Raw genomic sequence first — 17347 nt, 5'->3', positions numbered from 1 at the left:
GGGTGACAAAATGCCTGACTCATTACAACTCGTTATCGGTGCCGATCTCGCCGGGCAGCCCATTGCCCAGGCCATGCGTCTGGCGAACCGTCATGGTTTGGTCGCGGGCGCTACCGGGACGGGCAAAACCGTCACCTTGCAACGGATGGCCGAAGCCTTCAGCGATGCCGGCGTGGCGGTGTTCGCCGCCGATATCAAGGGTGACCTGTGTGGTCTGGGCGCCGCCGGCAACCCTCAAGGCAAAATCGCCGAGCGGATCGCCGGGATGCCCTGGCTGAACCACACGCCTCAAGCGTATCCGGTGACCCTGTGGGACATTCACGGTCAGTCCGGTCATCCGTTGCGCACAACCTTGAGCGAAATGGGGCCGTTATTGATTGGCAGTCTGCTGGAGCTGACCGACAGTCAGCAATCGGCGCTGTACGCCGCGTTCAAGGTGGCGGACCGTGAAGGGCTGTTGCTGCTGGACCTCAAGGATCTGAAGGCACTGCTCAATCACCTGCGTGACAACCCCGAATTGCTCGGTGAGGACGCCGCGCTGATGACCACCGGTTCCAGTCAGGCGCTGTTGCGGCGTCTGGCGACCCTGGAACAGCAGGGCGCCGAAGCGCTGTTCGGTGAGCCGGCACTGCAACTCGAAGACATTCTGCAGCCGACCGCCGAGGGCCGCGGGCGCATTCATCTGCTCGATGCCAGCCGTCTGGTGCACGAAGCGCCGAAGGTCTACGCAACGTTCCTGTTGTGGCTGCTGGCCGAACTGTTCGAGCAACTGCCAGAGCGCGGCGATGCGGACAAACCGCTGCTGGCGTTGTTTTTCGACGAAGCACATTTATTGTTCGCCGGTACGCCCAAGGCGTTGCAGGATCGTCTTGAGCAAGTGGTGCGGCTGATTCGCTCGAAAGGTGTTGGCGTGTATTTCGTCACCCAATCGCCGGGCGACTTGCCGGATGACGTGCTGGCTCAGCTCGGTTTGCGCATTCAGCATGGCCTGCGCGCGTTCACCGCCAAGGAGCAGAAATCCCTGCGAGCAGTGGCTGAAGGCTTCCGGCCGAACCCGGCGTTCGATGCCTTGTCGGTGCTGACCGAGCTTGGGATTGGCGAGGCGCTGGTCGGCACGTTGCAGGACAAGGGCACGCCGGAGATGGTCCAGCGGGTATTGGTGGCACCGCCGCAATCGCGGATCGGGCCGTTGAGCGAGACTGAACGTACAGCGCTGATCGCGGGGTCGCCATTCAAAGGGCGGTATGACAAACCCGTTGATCGCGAATCGGCTTATGAAGTGTTGATGGGGCGTAAGGGTCTGACACCTGATCCCGAGGCGACGCCGGCCAAACCTGCACCCGAGGAACCAAGCTTTACCGAACAGGCTGGGGAGTTTCTCGGTACGGCGGCCGGACAGGCGTTGAAATCAGCGATGCGACAGGCGGCTAATCAGTTGGGCCGACAATTGGTGCGCGGGCTGATGGGCTCGCTGCTCGGCGGAAGTAAACGCCGCTGAATAACTTTTGAGTTGACACATCCCCTGTAGGAGCGAGGCTTGCCCGCGAAGAGGCCCGTGAGGGCGCTAAAAGCTTCGCGGGCAAGCCTCGCTCCTACAGGGGAATGTAGTGATTTCAGGTCTTGGGTTTGGCGTGAGCCGCCAACCGTTCCAGCGCTGCCCGCAGATTCGGGTCGCTGATCCCGTCGGCTGTGGCCTGAATGGTCGCGCCTGCATCAGTCGACAAGCTGATGGTGTGGCCAGCCGCCCCTTGCTGAACGGTCGGTGGCTGTACCTTGAACAGAATCCGCGTCAGGCTGGCGAATTCGTCGAACATCTGTAGTTGCCGTTGCAGACGCTTTTGCTGATAACGCAGGCGGGTTGCCCAATGACCGTCGGTCACTATCAGCAACAGACTGCCTTCGCGCCACGACGCCACATGGCAATGCTCGCGGGCGGCGGGCTGCAATTGGCTTTCCAGCAGACGTTGTAAATGACCCAGGCGTTGAGCGTGGCCGAAGATGGCTTTCAGCGGTTTGGCTTCGCGAAGCAGGACGGCGGGTGCTCTGGCCGTAAGAGGGCGAAATGCCATGATCAGACACCTGAAGTAACAGAGCTGCCATGGTAGCAGAAAGCACCGGATGCACCCGAGCCATTGCTTTGCGCGCGCTTTACCCATTAAATCAACAAGTAACTTCTGCCGCGAATGGCTTGAAGTTGTGCAAAAAGCCCTTATTTTAAGTGAGCCCCGTTATAGCGCAGTGCATGCATCGTGGAACAACGCCACTTTCCTCACCATCGTTTCCGGGTAGAATGCTCGTTCGCATGCGGCCATGAGGGCTGCTCGGGCGACTCACGGGGCCGCCCTCCATCCCTTTAGTGTGGAAGATCCTGCCGATATGTTTGCGCCTTTGTTAAAGAAACTTTTTGGAAGCAAGAACGAGCGTGAAGTCAAACGCATGCTCAAGACGGTGCAACTCGTCAATGCCTTCGAAGAGCAAATGGTGGCCCTTTCGGACGATCAATTGCGTGCCAAGACAGATGAGTTCAAGGCCCGCATCGCCAAAGGGGAAACCCTCGACAAGCTGCTGCCAGAAGCCTTTGCGGTCGCCCGCGAAGCCGGCAAGCGCATCATGGGTATGCGCCACTTCGACGTCCAGCTGATCGGCGGCATGACCTTGCATGAAGGCCAGATCGCGGAAATGCGTACCGGTGAAGGCAAGACCCTGGTGGCAACACTGGGCGTTTACCTCAACGCACTGTCCGGCAAGGGCGTGCACGTTGTGACGGTGAACGACTACCTGGCCCGTCGTGACGCCAACTGGATGCGTCCACTCTACGAATTCCTCGGAATGTCGGTCGGTGTTGTCACGCCGTTCCAGCCGCCGGAAGAGAAACGTCTGGCTTACGCTGCCGACATTACCTACGGCACCAACAACGAATTCGGTTTCGACTACCTGCGCGACAACATGGCGTTCAGCATGGAAGAAAAATTCCAGCGCGAACTCAATTTTGCCGTGATCGACGAAGTCGACTCCATCCTCATCGACGAAGCCCGTACCCCGCTGATCATTTCCGGTCAGGCCGAGGACAGCTCCAAGCTGTACATCGAGATCAACAAACTGATCCCGCAGCTTGAGTTGCACATCGAAGAAGTGGAAGGCGAAGTCACCAAGGCCGGCCACTACACCGTCGACGAGAAGACTCGTCAGGTTGAGCTCAACGAAGCCGGTCACCAGTTCATCGAAGACATGCTGACCCGCGTTGGCCTGCTGGCCGAAGGCGAGAGCCTGTACTCGGCGCACAACCTTGGTCTGCTGACCCACGTTTATGCCGGTCTGCGCGCTCATAAACTGTTCAATCGCAACATCGAATACATCGTGCAGGATGGCCAGGTCGTTCTGGTCGACGAACACACCGGTCGCACCATGCCGGGTCGCCGTCTGTCCGAAGGCCTGCACCAGGCTATCGAAGCCAAGGAAAACCTGAACATTCAGGCCGAAAGCCAGACCCTGGCCTCGACCACGTTCCAGAACTACTTCCGTCTGTACAACAAGCTGTCCGGCATGACCGGTACTGCTGACACCGAAGCGTTCGAATTCCACCAGATCTACGGTCTGTCGGTGATGGTTATCCCGCCGAACAAACCGCTGGCGCGTAAAGACTACAACGACCTGGTGTTCCTGACCGCCGAAGAGAAATACGCGGCGATCATCAATGACATCAAGGAATGCATGACCCAGGGCCGTCCGGTGCTGGTGGGTACTGCAACCATCGAAACGTCCGAGCACATGTCTGCGCTGCTGCAGAAGGAAGGCATCGAACACAAGGTTCTGAACGCCAAGTTCCACGAAAAAGAAGCCGAGATCATTGCCCAGGCCGGTCGCCCAGGTGCACTGACCATCGCCACCAACATGGCCGGTCGTGGTACCGACATCCTGTTGGGCGGTAACTGGGAAGTGGAAGTGGCCACCCTGGAAGACCCGACCCCTGAGCAGATTGCCCAGATCAAGGCCGACTGGCAGAAACGTCACCAGCAAGTGCTCGAATCGGGCGGTTTGCAGGTGATTGCTTCCGAGCGTCACGAATCGCGCCGTATCGACAACCAGCTGCGTGGTCGTGCCGGTCGTCAGGGTGACGCCGGTTCCAGCCGTTTCTACCTGTCGCTGGAAGACAGCCTGATGCGCATCTTCGCCTCTGATCGGGTGAAGAACTTCATGAAGGCCCTGGGCATGCAGCCTGGCGAGGCGATCGAGCACCGCATGGTGACCAACGCCATCGAGAAGGCTCAGCGCAAGGTTGAAGGCCGCAACTTCGATATTCGTAAGCAACTGCTCGAGTTCGACGACGTCAACAACGAACAACGTAAAGTGATCTATCACATGCGTAACAGTTTGTTGGCCGCCGACAACATCGGTGAAACCATCGCCGACTTCCGTCAGGACGTGCTCAACGCTACCGTCAGCGCGCACATTCCACCGCAATCGCTGCCTGAGCAGTGGGACGTGGCCGGTCTGGAAGCGGCGTTGCAGAGCGACTTCGGTGTGGCGTTGCCGATCCAGAAATGGCTCGACGAAGACGATCACCTGTACGAAGAAACCCTGCGCGAGAAGCTCATGGCCGAGCTGCTGGCCGCGTACAACGAGAAAGAAGAGCAGGCGAGCGCCGAAGCGCTGCGCACCTTCGAGAAGCAAATCGTTCTGCGTGTGCTCGACGACCTGTGGAAAGACCACCTGTCGACCATGGATCACCTGCGTCACGGCATCCACTTGCGTGGTTACGCACAGAAGAACCCGAAGCAAGAGTACAAGCGCGAGTCCTACACGCTGTTCTCCGAGCTGCTGGATTCGATCAAGCGCGACTCGATCCGTGTGCTGTCCCACGTTCAGGTTCGCCGCGAAGATCCGATCGAAGAAGAACAACGCCTGCGCCAGGAAGCCGAAGCGCTGGCTGCGCGCATGCAGTTCCAGCACGACGAAGCTCCGGGGCTTGAGCAACCGGAACTGCTGGGTGAAGAGGTCGATGTCGCCCTGGCCATCGCGCCGGTACGCAATGAACAGAAGCTGGGCCGCAACGAACTTTGCTACTGCGGTTCGGGCAAGAAGTTCAAGCATTGCCACGGGCAGATCCAGTAAAACCCGTTTCATACGCTGAAATACCCGCGCCGCGACCGGCTTATGCCGTCGCGGCGTTTTGCCATTTAAACCACCGTTCTTCCTGAAAGCGGTGCTGACATCATTTATTAAGGAGCGCATTCATGGCTGTTGGTCTTGGTCCTTTGCCTACGTTGCACCCGGTTGCCGGTTTTGAACTCGGTATCGCCTCGGCTGGCATCAAACGCCCGGGGCGCAAGGATGTTGTGGTCATGCGCTGTGCCGAAGGTTCCACGGTCGCGGGCGTGTTCACCCTGAACGCTTTTTGCGCGGCTCCCGTGATCCTGGCCAAGCAGCGCGTGCAAGGTCCGGTGCGTTACCTGTTGACCAATACCGGCAATGCCAACGCCGGCACTGGCGAACCAGGCCTTGCCGCCGCCGAGCGCACCTGCGCCAAACTGGCTGAGCTGACTGGCGTCGACGCCAGCCTGGTGCTGCCGTACTCCACCGGTGTGATCGGCGAGCCGCTGCCGGTCGAGAAAATCGAAGGGGCTCTGCAAGCCGCCCTCGACGACCTGTCGGTCAACAACTGGGAAGCTGCCGCCACCGGCATCATGACCACTGACACCCTGCCCAAAGGTGCCAGCCGCCAGTTCCAGCATGACGGCGTGACCATCACCGTCACCGGTATCAGCAAAGGCGCGGGCATGATCCGCCCGAACATGGCGACTATGCTCGGCTACATCGCCACCGACGCCAAAGTCTCCCGCGACGTGCTGCAAAACCTGCTGCTGGACGGTGCCAACAAGTCGTTCAACCGCATCACCATCGACGGCGACACCTCGACCAACGACTGCTGCATGCTGATCGCCACCGGTCAGGCTGCACTGCCGGAAATCACTGAAGCCAGCGGTGATTTGTTCGCCAAGCTGAAACAGGCCGTGTTCGAAGTGTGCATGGACGTGGCCCAGGCCATCGTTCGCGACGGCGAAGGCGCGACCAAGTTTGTGACCGTTGAAGTCAACGGCGGCGGCAATCACCAGGAATGCCTGGACGTCGGTTACACCGTGGCTCACTCGCCGCTGATCAAGACCGCACTGTTCGCCTCCGACCCGAACTGGGGCCGCATTCTGGCCGCCGTGGGCCGTGCCGGCGTACCGAACCTGGACGTGAGCAAGATCGACGTGTTCCTCGGTGAAGTGTGTATCGCCAGCCGTGGCGCTCGTGCATCGACCTACACCGAAGCCCAGGGCGCGGCCGTGATGCAGCAGGAAGAAATCACGATCCGTATCGAGCTGGGTCGCGGTGATTGCAGCGAAACCATCTGGACCACCGACCTGTCCCACGAATACGTGAAAATCAACGCCGAATACCGTACTTAAGACCGAGTCGCGGCCTTCGCGAGCCTGCTCGCGAAGGCGGTTTGTCAGTCACCACAAGACTGGCCTGCTTCCCTCATCAAAAGGTCCCGAACATGAGCCTGCACCTGATCATCGGCGACAAACTGCATTCCTCCTGGTCCCTGCGCGGCGCGTTGGCCCTCGACCTGGCCGGCGTTCCTTACACCGAAGAACTGATCAAGCTGAACCAGCCGGATACGCGTGAGCGTCTGCTCAAGCACTCGCCGACCGGCAAAGTCCCGCTGTTGAAAACCGAACACGGCACCATCGCCGACTCCCTGGCGATTGCCGAGTATCTGGCAGAGCAGTTCCCCGACGCCGGCCTCTGGCCCAAAGACACCGCCGCCCGCGCCCAGGCCCGTTCGGCCTGTGCGCAGATGCACAGCGGTTTCTTCGCCATGCGCGGCAACATGCCATTCGACCTGAGCCACGACGCAGCGCTGTCGCCGACCCCGGCTGACGTCCAGGCCGACATTGAGCGGATGTTGGCGTTGTGGGCCGAGTGCCGTGCCGCCGCCACCGAAACCGGTCCGTACCTGTTTGGCGGCGCGACCCTGGCCGATGCCTTCTTCGCACCGATCGCCGTGCGCCTGCGCACCTATCAGGTAAGGCTGCCCGCAGCGGACTCGGCCTACGTCGAAACCATCTACCAATGGCCAGCCTTCAAGGCGTGGCAGAAGGCGGGTCTGGAGGAGGTCGGGCAGTGAAGCGAGTACACGTAGCCGCCGCTGTCATCCGCGATGGCAGTGGCAAGATCCTCATCGCCCGCCGTGCCGACACCCAGCATCAGGGGGGCCTGTGGGAATTCCCCGGTGGCAAGGTCGAGGCCGACGAGTCCGTCGAAACCGCCCTGGCTCGCGAGCTCCATGAAGAGTTGGGCATCGTGGTCAACGCGGCTCGCCCGCTGATCAAGGTCCGGCACGACTACCCGGACAAGCAAGTGTTGCTGGACGTTTGGGAAGTGTCGGCCTTTACTGGCGAACCGCACGGCGCCGAAGGCCAGCCGTTGGAATGGGTCGCGCCCCGCGATCTGCTGAACTACGAGTTCCCGGCGGCCAACCAGCCGATTGTCGCGGCTGCACGGTTACCGGCGCAGTACCTGATTACCCCGGAAGATCTGGAAACCCCGGCCTTGCTGCGTGGTATTCAGAAAGCCATTGCCGGCGGCATCAAGCTGATCCAGTTGCGGGCACCCAACGGCTACGATCCGAAGTACCGCGATCTGGCGGTGGATGCGGCGGGGCTGTGTGCCGGCAAGGCGCAGTTGATGATCAAGGGGCCGTTCGAATGGCTGGGAGATTTCCCGTCCGCCGGTTGGCACATCACCTCCGCGCAACTGCGTAAATATGCGGCGGCTGGTCGCCCGTTACCGGCGTCACGCTGGCTGGCGGCGTCCTGCCATAACGCTGAAGAGCTGGCGTTGGCCGAACAGATGGGGGTGGATTTTGTAACCCTGTCACCCGTGAAGCCTACCCTGACGCATCCGGGGGCTCAGCCGCTGGGTTGGGAGCAGTCTTGCGCGTTGATCGAAGGTTTCAGCAAACCGGTGTTCTTGCTCGGTGGTGTTGGCCCGGCAGAGCTTCAAAAAGCCTGGGAAGCGGGTGCACAGGGTGTGGCGGGGATTCGGGCTTTTTGGCCCCAGGCCTGATTCGGCAGTGAAGCCGCTGGCCCCTTCGCGGGCAAGCCTCGCTCCTACAGAATCACACGAGACCTGTAGGAGCGAGGCTTGCCCGCGAAGGCGTCTTTGGATACGCCGATCAAACCTCTGGTTTGGCCGCCGGCTGCCAGAGAATCTCGGCAATCCCCTGCCGCTTGGCAATCAACCGCGCCACCACAAACAACAAGTCCGACAACCGATTGATGTACGCCAACCCAACCCCGGCCAACGGTTCGACAGCATTCAAATGCTGACACCGCCGCTCGGCACTGCGCGCCAGGCTTCTGCACACATGAGCCTGGGCAATCAACGCCGAACCACCCGGCAGAATGAAATTCTCCAGCGGTCCCAGTTCTTCATTCCACACATCGATCGCGGCTTCCAGACGTTCGACTTCTGTCGTGTTCAGTGCCTGATACACCGGCATCGCCAGTTCACCACCCAAGTCGAACAATCGATGCTGGCAAGACGCCAAAACCTCGATCACCTCGTTCAATCCCGGATAGGTGCCACTTTCCGCCGCCAACCCGGCCAATAGCACACCCACCTGGCTGTTCAGCGTATCGACTTCGCCAATGGCTTCGATCCGCGGATGATCCTTGGGCACGCGGCGGCCGTCGCCCAGCCCGGTTTCGCCTTTGTCGCCGGTGCGGGTGTAAATCTTGGACAAGCGAAAGCCCATGGTTACCTCGATAGCTGATTGAGTTCTTGAGAGACGAGCGGGGTGCCCGCCAAGGGCAGGCGCAAGGTGAAACACGTGCCTTGGCCCAGGGTCGATTGCACTTCCATCTGACCCTTGTGGTTGTTGGTAATGATGAAATACGAGACCGACAGGCCAAGGCCGGTGCCCTGACCGATTTCCTTGGTGGTGAAAAATGGCTCGAAGGTGCGTTTGCGCACGCTCTCGCTCATGCCGATGCCGTTGTCCTCCACCTGGATTTCCGCCCACGGCGGATTCAGTTTGGTGCGCAGAATGATCCGTCCCGGCTCGCGGTCGTCTTCGCGTTGGTGAATCGCCTGGGCGGCGTTTTTCAACAGATTGAGCAGCACTTGCTCCAGTTCGTTCGCGGTGCCGGGCACCGGGCCCAACGCTGGATCGAACTGGCGAATGATCGCCTGGCCCTTGAAGTCGAAACCGATCGCCAGGTCGAAGTCGTTGCTGGCGATTTCCACCGCCTGATCGATCAGCGCCGGCAGGTCGCACGGGGCCATTTGCCGGGTACTGCGGCGACTGAAACTGAGCATGTGCGTGACAATCTTTGCCGCCCGGGCGCCAGCTTGTTGAATGCCGTCGAGCAACTGTGGGACTTCGCGCGCTTGCAGGTATTTGTTGACCGTTTCCAGCGAGATTCCGGTTTGCTCGGCTTGTTCGAGGTTCTTTGGCAGATCAGGCGAAAGGCGTCGGCGAATGTTCTGCACGTTGTGCAGGATCGCGCCTAACGGGTTGTTGATCTCGTGGGCCATACCCGCAGCGAGGCCACCGACCGAGAGCATTTTTTCCGACTGCACCATCATTTCTTCCAGCGACAGGCGCTGAGTGATGTCGTCGATCCGGATCACCACACCACGCCCGGCACCGCCCATCAGCGGGTAGAACGTCAGCGCGTAGTGCTTGGGTTCTTCGTCCTTGAGCCACGTCACCCGTTCAATCTTGGCCACTGTGTGCTGCTCGACGGTTTGCTTGAGCTGTGGCAGAAACGGCTTGAGCGGTTCGAAGGCAAGGAAGATCGGCTGGTTCAAGGCTTCGTCGAGGCGCGTGCCGGAGAGGGCGCTGGCCTCCTGATTCCATTGGGTCACGTAGAGCTGTTCATCGAGGGCGATCAGCGCCGAGGGCATGGAATCGATGATGCTGTTGAGGTAGTTCTGGAAACCGGTGAGCTTCTTCTCGATCTTGCTGCGCACCTGGACTTCGAGTTCCAGCTTGCGATTGGTATGCCGGGTTTCTTCGGCCAGCCCCTGAGCCTGGTCATACGCAGCCTGGGAGTCATCCCGGGCCCGCTTGAGTTGCTGCTCGCGGGCTTCGATCCGCGAGAGCATGGTGTTGAACGCCTCGGCGAGGCTGCCGATTTCGTCATGGTTGCCGCGGGAGGCGCGCAGGGCGTAGTTCTCTTCCCGGGTCACTTGCCGGGACAGCTCTTCCAGTTGATGAATTGGGCGGGTGATCAGGCGTTTGATCTGCCGGGCGATCACCAGCCACAACAGCACACTGAAGATCAGAATCCCGAGGCTGGCGGTCAGGGTCCCGGTGTAGAACGCCATCGGCAGTTCGCTGCTGGCGACCAGTAACAGGTGGCCGGGCGCGGTGCCGGGGCGGGGCAGGGTGATGATTTGATTGCTGCGAAACTCGGTGGCTTGCCAGGATTCAATGTGCCGGTAACGCGTTGGCAGGCTCAGATTGTCGCCATGCTGCAACTGCGCCAGACGCTCGCCCTTGCCGTCATAAAGGGCCGCCGCGCGCAACGGTGAATAGCTGTTGAGCTCATTAAGCAGGCGTTCGGCGCTTTGCGGTGACTGCAAGGCTTCGGACACCAGGCTGGGGTTGGACACCAGGCGGCCGATGGTCTGCAAGGCCTGAGGGGCCATGCTTTCCTGGGAGATGTAGTACGCGGCGCTGATAAAGGTCAGGTTGGCGACCAGCAGGACGGTGGTTAACAGCACCAGCAGGGCGGCCAGCAATTTCTGGCCGACCGGAAGGTTTTCAAGGCGCTGGCGCAATGGCATCAGGTTCATCGCTGAATAGGAACAAGTGGCCAGCGTAGCCGCTGCTCAGTCGCTGGGCAATCCAAGGCTGTGCAGATGGGTGATCAACCGTTGCTCAAGTTGATTGAGGTGTGGCAGGTTGAGTTGATGCCTCGCGGCGACTTTGCAGGCATGACCCAATAGATAGCTGATCTCGGTCCGGCGCTGGTTCGCGACGTCCTGGTACATCGAAGAGTAGTTGGCGGCGGTCGCGTGAATCACCCGTTCGACTTCCTGTTGAAGGTCTTCGGCCGCTGCCGGTTGACCGCAGCGCTCAAGCAACTCGGTCAATTCGCCGCAAAGGGTGGCGACTTCGCAGTGGTGCTCCTGTAGACCGCCGTTACGGCAATCGTGCAGCACGGTCAGCGGATTGATCGCACAGTTGAGCGCCAGTTTTCGCCACAGCCGGGTCAGAATGTCGGTGCTCCACTCGTGGGGAATACCGGCGGCGCTCACGTCATCCAGCCAGATCGGCGCCACGGGATGCCCGGCATCCCCCAGCCAGGTGTAACCGTGGCCGGCGAATACCACGCGCCAGTCGCCATCGCGAAAGGCACCTTCGGTACTCGACGCATAAATGCAGCGCGCTTGCGGGACCTGTGTGGCGACGGCGTCCTGGCTGCCAAGGCCGTTCTGCAACAGGATCAACTCGGCGTCGGGGGCCAGACGCGGTGCCAGTTGGGCCACGGCTTTCTCGGCATCGTAGGCTTTGCAGGCCACCAGCAGGCGGTTGATCGGTTCATTGTTGTCGGGTGTCTCGGCGGGCACTGGATAGCACTGCGCTTTACCGTGTTCGACCAGCGTCAACCCACCCGCCGCCTGATACGCCTGCAAGCGCGCAGCGTCCCGCACGATCAGCTTGACCGGCACACCGGCCCGCGCCAGTCGAGTGGCCCATAAGGTGCCAAGGCTGCCGGCGCCCAGAACATGCCAGGTGGTGGACATCAGCTTTTTGCTCTGTTTATCGCGCGCATGGGAGGCTCGCAGTGAATGATGGGAAAGACCCGTTATAATCAGCGCGGATTTTAACCGCAAGCCAGGCATGCTCCATCGTGATCGAGCATGCCCTTTTATTGGAGAGATTACATGCCGTCGTTCGACGTGGTATCCGAACTGGACAAACACGAAGTCACCAACGCGGTCGAAAACGCCGTCAAGGAACTCGATCGTCGTTATGACCTGAAAGGCAAAGGCACCTTCGAGTTCAAGGAAAAGGACCTGACCGTCAACCTGACTGCTGAAGCCGATTTCCAGCTCGAAGCGATGATTGAGATCCTCAAGCTGGCCCTGGTCAAGCGCAAAATCGACGTGCAGTGCCTTGAAGTCAAGGATGCCTATGCGTCGGGCAAACTGATGAAGCAGGAAGCGGTCCTCAAGGAAGGCATCGACAAAGAGCTGGCGAAGAAAATCGTCGCTCATGTCAAAGACGCCAAGCTCAAGGTTCAGGCTGCCATTCAGGGTGAGCAGGTGCGCATTACCGGCAAGAAGCGTGACGACTTGCAGGAAGCCATCGCGGCCCTGCGCGCCAAGACTTTCGATATGCCGCTGCAGTTCAACAACTTCCGCGACTGACCTTTCAGGCGGGAACCTGTGGGAGCGAGCTTGCTCGCGATTGCGGTGTGTCATTCAACAGTGATGTCGACTGATACGCCCTCATCGCGAGCAGGCTCGCTCCCACAGGGATTGTGTTTAACCTGGTGGCAATTTCCTGCCGCTCATTTTTTCGCGTGCCGGGTAGCCGGAAATCAGGAGAATGTAGATGGATTTGAATACTGAAGTGGACAACCTGGTCAAGGCGTCTCAAGCCTGGATTCCGATGATCATGGAATACGGCAGCCGCGTGCTGCTGGCGGTGATCACCCTGGCCATCGGCTGGTGGCTGATCAACAAGGTCACGCAAAAGCTCGGTGGCCTGCTGGCGCTGCGTAACGCCGACCTCGCGCTGCAAGGCTTCATCAGCAGCCTGGCAAACATCATTCTCAAGGTTCTGCTGATCGTCAGCGTGGCATCGATGATCGGGGTGGAAACCACTTCATTCGTCGCAGCTATCGGTGCGGCAGGTCTGGCCATCGGCCTGGCCTTGCAGGGCAGCCTGGCGAACTTCGCCGGTGGTGTGCTGATTCTGTTGTTCCGCCCGTTCCGCATTGGTGACTGGATCGAAGCCCAAGGTGTTGCCGGTACGGTCGACAGCATTCAGATCTTCCACACCGTCCTGCGCACCGGCGATAACAAAACCATCATCGTGCCGAACGGCAACCTGTCGAACGGCATCATCACCAACACTAACCGTCAGCCGACGCGCAAAGTTGTGTTTGATGTAGGTGTTGATTATGAAGCGGACCTGCAGAAGGCCCGTCATGTTTTGCTGGACCTGGCCAAAGATGAGCGTGTTTTGGCTGACCCGGCACCTCAGGCAGTGATTTCTACCCTGGGTGACAGTTCGATCACTGTTTCCCTGCGAGTGTGGGTGAAGACGGCGGATTATTGGGATGTGATGTTCATGTTCAACGAGCAATCCCGTGATCGATTGAAAACGGCCGGTATCGATATCCCGTTTCCACAGCGGGTGATTCGAGTGGTTCAGGAATCTGCGGTGCAGTAAGCAACAAAAAAGGCCCATCCGAAGATGGGCCTTTTTTTTATTACCGCGAACTAACTTTCGGCAATTACAGAACCGAAATCGGGTAGTCGACGATCAGGCGGAACTCTTTGATATCGCCTTCACCTTCCTCGGCGTTAGCAGTGTGCCATGCTTGACGAATACGGAAGGACAGATCTTTTGCCGGGCCAGTTTGTACGACGTACTTGGCTTCCAGGTTGGTTTCGTGGTGACGGCCATCTTCGCCATACAGACCAGTGTACGGGCTGCCTGCTGGAGTGTTGGTACCGTCGATGTTCCAGCCTTTCACGTAACGGGTCATGAAGCTCAGACCTGGAACGCCATACTCAGCCATTTTCAGGTCGTAACGGATCTGGGCAGACTTCTCGCCTGGGGCGTTGAAGTCAGAGTACTGGATGGAGTTGGCGAGGAAGATCGAGTCGCCGCCGCGGTTAGTGGCACCACTGTGACCACCTACACCGATGTAGTCGAACGGCGTGTCGCCGTTAACTTTCTGGAACGCCAATGTAATGGTGTGTGCTTTCAGGAACGAGAAAGCGGCTGCCAGGGAGTAGGCGGTGTTGCTGATTTCGCCTGCTTTAGCGTCACCGGTGTCGGTGGTGCGGTAGATGTTACCGTCCAGGTTAACCGACTCATCGCCACCCATTGGGATGGTGTAGTTCAGGTTGGCGTAGTACTGGTTCCAGATGTCTTCCAGCTTGGCGCCGTACAGCGATGCGCTCAGGTTGTCGGTGATGCCGTACTTGCCACCGAAGTAGTCGATGGAGTTGGCTTCCACGCCAGCGTAGGTTGCCCACAGGCCGCCGTCGCGAGCGTTTTTGTCCTGGCTGGTCGACGAGTAGAAATGACCGGCTTCGAGGTCAAGGTCTTTGACTTCGCTGCTCTGCAGTTGGAAACCGCTGGCAGTTTGCGGAAGGACGCGGGAGCCACCAACAGCGAACACTGGAGCAGTGCTTGGCTGCATGTCGCCGACTTTCAGCTCGGTTTTGGAGATGCGGAATTTAGCGGCCGCACCGGATTTGCCTTGGCTGTCGTTGACATGGCCATCGGAGTCGCGGCTCATGTTGCCCGTGCCGCCAGTACCGTCGCCACCGTCCAGTTTGATCGCCAGGTAACCGAACGCATCAACGCCGACGCCTACGAGACCTTGGGTGTAACCGGAGCTGTAGTTAGCCCAGAAACCCTGGGTCCAGTCTTTCTGATCGTTTGAGCCATTTTTGCGGTCACGGTTGAAGTAGTAGTTGCGAAGATTCAAGTTCAACTTGGAGTCTTCAACAAAACCCTTGGCTTCAGCCTGGTCACTTACAAAAGGTGCGGCCGTAGCCAATTGAGTACTGGCTGCTGCTGCAACTGCCAGTGCGATCATGCTCCACTTCATCACGCGCATCGTGATTTGCTCCTTTGGTTTTAGAAGAGTACTGCCGTCCCACCTGATTTATTATCTGGGCGGCTCTTTCTTTTTGTGTCGGCGCAAACTTATATCACGCCGACCATGTTGGCGATACTTGCGTATCTAACCTTTCAGCTTCTTTACGACCCTGTCGCAAACAGCTTGGTAGATGTCGCAAATTTACAGCCTCAATGCAAGCGGGCTGGCAACTTTAGCGTTGTTTTCCAGGGCCTGAGCATTGGTAAAAAGAGTCCCTGGTGAAACGCTTGAATCTCCATCGGGCAACCCTGCCACTGTTTTTATTTGCCTTAAGGCTTCCACTTCCAGCGGACGCTTTAGAGGCGATGTAGGTGTAATGCAACAAGCGTGCACAAATCAGAATCCTGCTGCTTTTTTTTCTGAAAGCCTGCGTGTCGCTGTAAAAACCTCATAAAACCGGGGTGTTCAAGCACGTTTTGTTTGGGCTTGACGCCATGGTTTGCATCGTGTTGTACCCTCATGGTCGACTGCGTGACAACCAAAAATGTTACCGGTTCACCCCACCAGTGAGTAAATGGGGGATGCCTGACCGACTCAGCGTAGACGCACTGTGCGGTTTTGGTGCAAAAAATTTTAATCGCTGTACTGAATTCATACAGTGCGGCTGTTTGCCAAGCGCGAACGCGTCGTTATTTTTCAGTCAGTTCGGCGTTTTTTGCATGGAGGTTGGTTCTGTAATGGTGCGCCCTGATCGAAAATGACTCATGTCGGGGCGCGCGACCAGTCGTTCGTATTTTCTCGGGGAAGCTTCGACAATGGTTCGTCGTGAAGCCAGCGACGTTCGCAGGTATGCTGCCGTCCTGTCGCTTGGTGCGCCGTCTCTCGGGATGGACGCTAAGCTGAAATTGATGACCAGGCGGGAGTGCGCGCAGTGTTCGCTTTAGATCCACGGCTTCAACAAGACACGTTACCGATCGGTGATTTCCCACTGTGCCGGTTGCTGCTGTCCAATGATTCGAACTACCCCTGGTTCATTCTGGTGCCACGTCGCGACGATATCAGTGAGATATTTCAGTTGGATGTCGCCGATCAACAGCAGTTGTGGCAGGAAACGACCGCACTGGCGGAAACGCTCAAGGACTCGTTCGACGCGGACAAGTTGAATGTCGCGGCCCTGGGTAACGTCGTCAGTCAGTTGCACATGCATGTGATTGTGCGCAAGCGTGAGGATGCCGCCTGGCCAGCGCCGGTCTGGGGTAAACACCCGGCCAAGCCTTATAACCCGGAGCAGATCGCGTTGATTCGCGAGCGGTTGCGCCTGGTATTGACCGATGATTTTACGTTTCTGGAGGGTTGAATCATGAGCCTGGAAGAACGCGTTACCGATCTGGAGAGCCAGCTGGCGTTTCAGGATGACACCATCCAGGCATTGAGTGATGTGCTGGCGACGCAGCAGCGTGCGGTTGAGCGCCTGCAACTGCAAATGACCGCCTTGCTCAAACGGCAAGAGGAAATGGCCGGTCAATTCGAGACGTTTGAAGAAGAAGCGCCACCGCCGCATTACTGAGTGTGACCAACAGGCAGGCAATAAAAAACCGCGATCAGCCAGGCTGTTCGCGGTTTTTTTTAGCCTTGAATCAGCGGCGCGGCAGAGCGGCGATCACATCTTCGGCTTGCAGGCCTTTGTCGCGATTCATAACGGAGAACTCCACGCGCTGGCCTTCGACCAGAACACGATGACCTTCGCCACGAATGGCCCGGAAATGCACGAAAATATCATCGCCGGAATCACGGGAAATAAAGCCGAAGCCTTTAGAGGTGTTGAACCACTTTACGGTACCGGTATCGCGGTTGCTCATGTCATAGCTTGGCGAGGCGGCGGCCGGTGAAGATTTGTAGAAGCTGATGGCCAGGTGCAGAAGAACGGCAATCAGGGCAGCGACCAGGCTGAACAGAACAGCAGGTTGACCGGCAATGACAGGCATTGGCGCGATCAGCGTCAGGGTTTGCAGGACGACAGTCAGAACCAGCAGGGCGCTGACCAGGTTTTGCAGTTGATGACGCGGGCCTTTGTTCCAGTAAGGGATAACAGGAGCGAGGGTGAGGTTGAGCAGGCCGAAAAAGGCCAGGTACAGCGCATCAGGTTGTTGCAGGTAAGGTACGGCTTCGGATCGCAGGCTAGGGATGAAGGACAACAGCAAGGCTGCTGCGCCCATTAGCAGGTGGACAATTTTCAACATTTTGAGTAACTCACGTTAAGACGGATCACAAGGAAGAGCTGATTGAGCACGGTTCGCTTCAGAACAATAAGAGGCGTTGGACACGTACCCGGTATCAGCCTATGCGCAGCCCCCGGAAAATAGGCGGTAGCGACACACTGTCTATTTAACAGCAAAGCCTGCAGCTACTCAAATCAGGCAGTCCAGCGGTGCCCTGAGGGGCGATTTGTCGCAGGTAACCCGAGAATACGGGGGTGTCGGCAGGCTTGCTGG

Annotated in this window: 15 protein-coding genes; 9 read left to right on the top strand and 6 right to left on the bottom strand. The window is 58.7% G+C overall.

The features are described from left to right. Nucleotides 1-10: 10 nt before the first annotated feature. The gene (locus QF010_RS23865; protein WP_033057615.1) at nucleotides 11-1498 is read left to right on the top strand and encodes a helicase HerA-like domain-containing protein; all 1488 of its coding nucleotides are present in this window, start codon (nucleotides 11-13) and stop codon (nucleotides 1496-1498) included. 115 nt (nucleotides 1499-1613) lie between these two features. Here QF010_RS23865 and QF010_RS23860 read toward each other — a convergent pair whose 3' ends face one another. Beyond that, complete coding sequence (locus tag QF010_RS23860) at nucleotides 1614-2069, bottom strand: DUF721 domain-containing protein (RefSeq protein ID WP_008147416.1); 456 nt, start codon at nucleotides 2067-2069, stop codon at nucleotides 1614-1616. Nucleotides 2070-2376: 307 nt separating this feature from the next. Between QF010_RS23860 and secA the strand changes: the two genes are divergently transcribed. The 4 genes from secA to QF010_RS23840 all read left to right on the top strand — a co-directional run bounded on the left by secA (nucleotide 2377) and on the right by QF010_RS23840 (nucleotide 8118). After that, complete coding sequence (gene secA, locus QF010_RS23855) at nucleotides 2377-5112, top strand: preprotein translocase subunit SecA (protein ID WP_033057581.1); 2736 nt, start codon at nucleotides 2377-2379, stop codon at nucleotides 5110-5112. Between the two features lie 122 nt (nucleotides 5113-5234). Then, nucleotides 5235-6452, top strand: a complete 1218-nt coding sequence (gene argJ, locus QF010_RS23850; protein ID WP_008147411.1) for a bifunctional glutamate N-acetyltransferase/amino-acid acetyltransferase ArgJ — start codon at nucleotides 5235-5237, stop codon at nucleotides 6450-6452. A gap of 92 nt (nucleotides 6453-6544) precedes the next feature. Further along, on the top strand, nucleotides 6545-7177 hold the full coding sequence (locus QF010_RS23845) for a glutathione S-transferase family protein (RefSeq protein WP_033057582.1): 633 nt from the start codon (nucleotides 6545-6547) through the stop codon (nucleotides 7175-7177). After that, the gene (locus QF010_RS23840; RefSeq protein WP_429534071.1) at nucleotides 7174-8118 is read left to right on the top strand and encodes a Nudix family hydrolase; all 945 of its coding nucleotides are present in this window, start codon (nucleotides 7174-7176) and stop codon (nucleotides 8116-8118) included. Before QF010_RS23845 ends, QF010_RS23840 begins: the two co-directional genes overlap by 4 nt. 109 nt (nucleotides 8119-8227) lie before the next feature. On the opposite strand, the gene QF010_RS23835 is transcribed toward QF010_RS23840, so the two are convergent. Genes QF010_RS23835 through QF010_RS23825 form a run of 3 tightly spaced genes read right to left on the bottom strand, consistent with a single transcriptional unit; the run spans nucleotide 8228 to nucleotide 11811 of the window. Further along, nucleotides 8228-8809: a cob(I)yrinic acid a,c-diamide adenosyltransferase gene (locus tag QF010_RS23835; protein WP_429534070.1), complete on the bottom strand. Its 582-nt coding sequence runs from the start codon at nucleotides 8807-8809 to the stop codon at nucleotides 8228-8230. 2 nt (nucleotides 8810-8811) lie between these two features. Further along, nucleotides 8812-10848 (bottom strand): sensor histidine kinase, encoded by a 2037-nt coding sequence (locus QF010_RS23830; protein WP_033057617.1) that lies wholly within the window; start codon nucleotides 10846-10848, stop codon nucleotides 8812-8814. A gap of 45 nt (nucleotides 10849-10893) precedes the next feature. Then, the gene (locus QF010_RS23825; RefSeq protein ID WP_429534069.1) at nucleotides 10894-11811 is read right to left on the bottom strand and encodes a putative 2-dehydropantoate 2-reductase; all 918 of its coding nucleotides are present in this window, start codon (nucleotides 11809-11811) and stop codon (nucleotides 10894-10896) included. A 141-nt stretch (nucleotides 11812-11952) separates the two neighbouring features. On the opposite strand from QF010_RS23825, the gene QF010_RS23820 reads away from it, so the two are divergent. Next, nucleotides 11953-12438 carry a YajQ family cyclic di-GMP-binding protein gene (locus QF010_RS23820; protein WP_007906601.1) on the top strand — a complete coding sequence of 162 codons (486 nt, stop codon included), beginning with the start codon at nucleotides 11953-11955 and terminating at the stop codon, nucleotides 12436-12438. 187 nt (nucleotides 12439-12625) lie between these two features. Continuing rightward, entirely contained in the window at nucleotides 12626-13468 is an 843-nt protein-coding gene (locus QF010_RS23815) for a mechanosensitive ion channel family protein (protein ID WP_033057589.1), read from the top strand. A 64-nt stretch (nucleotides 13469-13532) separates the two neighbouring features. Here QF010_RS23815 and QF010_RS23810 read toward each other — a convergent pair whose 3' ends face one another. Further along, nucleotides 13533-14873 (bottom strand): OprD family porin, encoded by a 1341-nt coding sequence (locus QF010_RS23810; protein WP_033057590.1) that lies wholly within the window; start codon nucleotides 14871-14873, stop codon nucleotides 13533-13535. Between the two features lie 913 nt (nucleotides 14874-15786). Between QF010_RS23810 and QF010_RS23805 the strand changes: the two genes are divergently transcribed. Together QF010_RS23805 and QF010_RS23800 are read left to right on the top strand one after the other, a co-directional pair. After that, nucleotides 15787-16212, top strand: coding sequence for an HIT family protein (locus tag QF010_RS23805; protein WP_033057591.1), 426 nt, complete (start codon nucleotides 15787-15789; stop codon nucleotides 16210-16212). 3 nt (nucleotides 16213-16215) lie between these two features. After that, nucleotides 16216-16422, top strand: a complete 207-nt coding sequence (locus QF010_RS23800) for a SlyX family protein (protein WP_033057593.1) — start codon at nucleotides 16216-16218, stop codon at nucleotides 16420-16422. Between the two features lie 70 nt (nucleotides 16423-16492). Here the strand turns inward: QF010_RS23800 and QF010_RS23795 are convergent, their stop codons facing one another. Beyond that, complete coding sequence (locus QF010_RS23795) at nucleotides 16493-17095, bottom strand: cold-shock protein (RefSeq protein ID WP_008147390.1); 603 nt, start codon at nucleotides 17093-17095, stop codon at nucleotides 16493-16495. Nucleotides 17096-17347 lie beyond the last annotated feature (252 nt).

The sequence above is a fragment of the Pseudomonas silensiensis genome (assembly GCF_050434865.1).
Lineage (GTDB): Bacteria > Pseudomonadota > Gammaproteobacteria > Pseudomonadales > Pseudomonadaceae > Aquipseudomonas > Aquipseudomonas fluorescens_W.
The sequence above is the reverse complement of the archived record's forward strand: the minus strand, read 5'-3'. Positions and strand labels throughout refer to the sequence as shown.